Genomic DNA, 3,511 nt, shown 5'->3' with positions numbered 1-3,511 from the left:
GGCGCGGATCTGGAACACGCTGCTCGCGACGATCCACACCGCCAGCAGCAGGCCGAGCGCGACCAGCGGCGACCAGCTGCCGACGAACAGCGGCAGCAGCGCGCCCAGCACGACGGCGATGCCGGCGGCCATCCACAGGCGCTGCGACAGGTCGCGCACGTCGGCGTGTTTCCAGTTGGCGACCGGGCCGATCGCGATCAGGAACAGCAGCGGCACCATGATCGGCACGAACACCGCGTTGAAGTAGGGCGGGCCGACCGACAGCTTGCCGAGGCCGAGGCCGTCGATGATCAGCGGGTACAGCGTGCCCAGCAGCACCGAGCCGGCGGCCACCATCAGCAGCACGTTGTTGACCAGCAGCAGCGTCTCGCGCGAGAACAGCGCGAACGCGCCGCCCAGGCCGACCTTGGGCGCGCGGTAGGCGAACAGGCTCAGCGAGCCGCCGATCACGGCGCTGAGGAACAGCAGGATGAAGATGCCGCGGCGCGGGTCGGTGGCGAAGGCGTGCACCGAGGTCAGCACGCCGGAGCGGACCAGGAAGGTGCCGAGCAGCGACAGCGAGAACGCGCAGATCGCGAGCAGCACGGTCCAGTTCTTGAAGCTGCCGCGTTTCTCGGTGACGGCCAGCGAGTGGATCAGCGCGGTGCCGACCAGCCACGGCATGAACGACGCGTTCTCGACCGGATCCCAGAACCACCAGCCGCCCCAGCCGAGCTCGTAGTAGGCCCAGTACGAGCCCAACGCTATGCCCAAAGTGAGGAAAGTCCACGCGACGTTGGTCCATGGGCGCGACCAACGGGCCCAGGCGGCGTCGAGCGTGCCGGCCAGCAGCGCGGCGATCGCGAAGGCGAAGGCGACCGAGAAGCCGACGTAGCCCATGTAGAGCATCGGCGGGTGGACGATGAGGCCGGGGTCCTGCAGCAGCGGGTTCAGGTCCTGGCCTTCGGCGGCGGCCGGGATCAGCCGGTCGAACGGGTTGGACGTGAGCAGCATGAACGCGAGGAAGCCGGCGGCGACCAGGCCGAGCACGCCGATGACGCGCGCGACCATCGGCAGCGGCAGCTGGCGCGACAGCAGGCTGACGGCGAGCGTCCAGCCGTTGAGCATCAGCAGCCACAGCAGCAGCGAGCCTTCGTGGCCGCCCCAGACGGCGGCGGCGCGGTAGGCGGTGGGCAGCTGCGAGTTCGAGTGCTGGGCGACGTAGAGCACCGAGAAGTCGTTGGCGACGAAGGCCTGCATCAGGCAGGCGAACGCGAACGCGACGAGCAGGAACTGCGTCTGCGCGGCGGGCCGTGCGAGCGAGGTCCAGGCGGGCTTGTTCTGGTGGGCGCCGACGATCGGCAGCACGCCCTGGACGATCGAGACCAGGAACGCGAGGATCAGCGCGAGGTGGCCGAGTTCGGGAGTCATTTGAGCGTGTTCCTCATCTTCTTGGCCTCTTCGACCGCGTGGGCGGCCTCGGGCGGCATGTAGTTCTCGTCGTGCTTGGCGAGCACTTCGGTGGCGACGAAGGCGTCCCCGTCGAGCTTGCCTTGCACGACAGCGCCCTTGCCCTCCTGGAACAGGTCGGGAAGGATGCCGGTGTAGCGCACGGCGACGTCCTTGGCGGTGTCGGTGATCGTGAAGCTGACGGTCATCTGGTCGCGCTTCAGGGTGCCCTGGCGGACCATGCCGCCGACGCGGAACGCACGGTCTTTCGGGGCTTCGCCGGACACCACCTGCGTGGGCGTGAAGAAGAACGCGACGTTGCTGTTCAGCGCGTTCAGCACGAGTGCTGCGGCGACGCCGAGGCTGGCGACGGCACCGACGATGATGGCTAGGCGTTTGTGGCGGGGCTTCATGTTTGTCTGGTCACTCTGTTGTCTTGCTTGGCGCGTGCGGGGCGGCGGGCGGTATGCGCTGGGGGCTCAGCTGGGTCGGTCGGCCCTGGCGGGCCGACTTCACGAAGAAGATCGGTTTCGGGTCTGCATCGGCAAACTCCCTCCACTCACTTCGTTCGTTGTGGTCAAACACAGCCGATGAGTCAGTCTACGAAGCGCGCTGGCGCGCGCCAGCCCCGAAACCGATCTTCTTCGTCGCCCCAGAAGTCGCCCCCAGCGCATACCGCCCGCCGCCCCACACGAACCCAGCGTGTTCGACGGTGTCGGAGCAGCCTGCGTTTTCGTTACGCAGTGCGCCATGGACGAGACGAGAAGGGTTTTCATGCCTCGTGCTGATCCTTGAGGGATCGCAACAGTTCCGCGCGCTGCTGGCGCAACAGCAGACTCTCGACGAGCATCGCCAGGGCACACGCGCCGAAGCTGCCCCAGACGTAGAAGGCGTAGCCGCCCATCGCGAAGAAATCACCCACGCTGTTCCACTGCATCATGCGTTCTCCACGACGCCACGCACCCAGTCGGCGTGCCGTTCACGTTCGAGGATGATGTTCCGTACCCGGGCCAGCGCCACGGCGATCGAATACATCCAGAAGGCCAGCGCCATCAGCAGCATGCCCCACAGCATCGTCATGGCCATCGACGGCGACTTCGTCATCGAGATCGTCGCCCCCTGGTGCAACGTGTTCCACCACTTCACCGAGAAATAGATGATCGGCACGTTCACCACGCCCACCAGCGCCAGCACGGCGCCGGCGCGGTCAGCCCGCTTCGGGTCTTCGATCGCAGCCTGCAGCGCGAGGAAACCGAGGTACAGGAAGAACAGGATCAGCTCCGACGTGAGCCGTGCGTCCCACACCCACCAGGTGCCCCACATCGGCTTGCCCCACAGCGAGCCGGTCACCAGCGACAGCAGCGCGAAGATCGCTCCCGTCGGCGCCAGCGCCGACGCCATCATCGACGACAGCCGCGTGTTGAACGCCAGGCCGATCCCGGCCCAGAACGCCATCGCGCAATAGATCACCATCGACATCCAGCTCGCCGGCACGTGCACGAAGATGATCCGGTAACCCTCGCCCTGCGTCGCATCGGTCGGTGCGACGAAGAAGCCGATCCACAGGCCGGCAATTGTCAGCAGCGCGGCAAGGCCTGCAAACCACGGCTGCAGCTTGCCGGCAAGCGGGTAGAAGGTCGCTGGCGATGCATAGCGCATCCAGGGGCTGGCGGAGGTTTTTTCCATCATTCGATTGCGATGCGAAGGGCCGCGGTGGTGGCCCAGGGTGCGAAGAATACGGCGAGCGCCAACAGCGCCCCGAGGATCGACAACTGCGCCGACGAGCCCAGCCCGGCGCTCTGCGCCTCAACGGCGCCGGCGCCGAAGATCAGCGTCGGCACGTACAGCGGCAGCACCAGCAGCGCGAGCAGGGTGCCGCCGCCGCGCACGCCGAGCGTCAGCGCGGCACCGATCGCGCCGATCAGGCTCAGCACCGGCGTGCCCAGCAGCAGCGCGAGCATCAACACCTGCAGCTCGCCGGGGTTCAGGTTGAACTGCAAACCGAGCAGCGGCGCCAGCAGCACCAGCGGCAGCCCGCACAGCAGCCAGTGCGCTGCGATCTTGCCAGCGACCAATAGCGCGA

Annotated in this window: 5 protein-coding genes; all 5 read right to left on the bottom strand. The window is 67.3% G+C overall.

Translation table 11 applies throughout. From position 1 onward, the window contains the following. Window positions 1-1,410, bottom strand: a 1,410-nt coding sequence (locus AC1D12_RS28170; RefSeq protein WP_477844385.1) for a heme lyase CcmF/NrfE family subunit, incomplete at its 3' end; no start/stop codon positions are given. After that, window positions 1,407-1,841 (bottom strand): cytochrome c maturation protein CcmE, encoded by a 435-nt coding sequence (gene ccmE / locus AC1D12_RS28165; protein ID WP_047511894.1) that lies wholly within the window; start codon window positions 1,839-1,841, stop codon window positions 1,407-1,409. The genes AC1D12_RS28170 and ccmE, both read right to left, overlap by 4 nt. A 359-nt stretch (window positions 1,842-2,200) precedes the next feature. Beyond that, window positions 2,201-2,368 (bottom strand): heme exporter protein CcmD, encoded by a 168-nt coding sequence (gene ccmD, locus AC1D12_RS28160; protein ID WP_369822955.1) that lies wholly within the window; start codon window positions 2,366-2,368, stop codon window positions 2,201-2,203. After that, window positions 2,365-3,114 carry a heme ABC transporter permease gene (locus tag AC1D12_RS28155; protein WP_477827883.1) on the bottom strand — a complete coding sequence of 250 codons (750 nt, stop codon included), beginning with the start codon at window positions 3,112-3,114 and terminating at the stop codon, window positions 2,365-2,367. Before AC1D12_RS28155 ends, ccmD begins: the two co-directional genes overlap by 4 nt. Further along, a partial coding sequence (locus tag AC1D12_RS28150) for a heme exporter protein CcmB (protein WP_477844382.1) occupies window positions 3,114-3,511 on the bottom strand: 398 nt, incomplete at its 5' end. The genes AC1D12_RS28150 and AC1D12_RS28155, both read right to left, overlap by 1 nt.

Source organism: Rhizobacter sp. P1_G5 (assembly GCF_056405435.1).
Note: the sequence above shows the minus strand (reverse complement) of the source record. Positions and strands in the feature narration are given on the sequence as shown.

Coding starts and splice junctions, on each gene's coding strand:
- ccmE (WP_047511894.1), bottom strand. CDS start 1,841: ATGAAGCCCCGCCACAAACGCCTAGCCATCATCGTCGGTGCCGTCGCC.
- ccmD (WP_369822955.1), bottom strand. CDS start 2,368: ATGATGCAGTGGAACAGCGTGGGTGATTTCTTCGCGATGGGCGGCTAC.
- AC1D12_RS28155 (WP_477827883.1), bottom strand. CDS start 3,114: ATGGAAAAAACCTCCGCCAGCCCCTGGATGCGCTATGCATCGCCAGCG.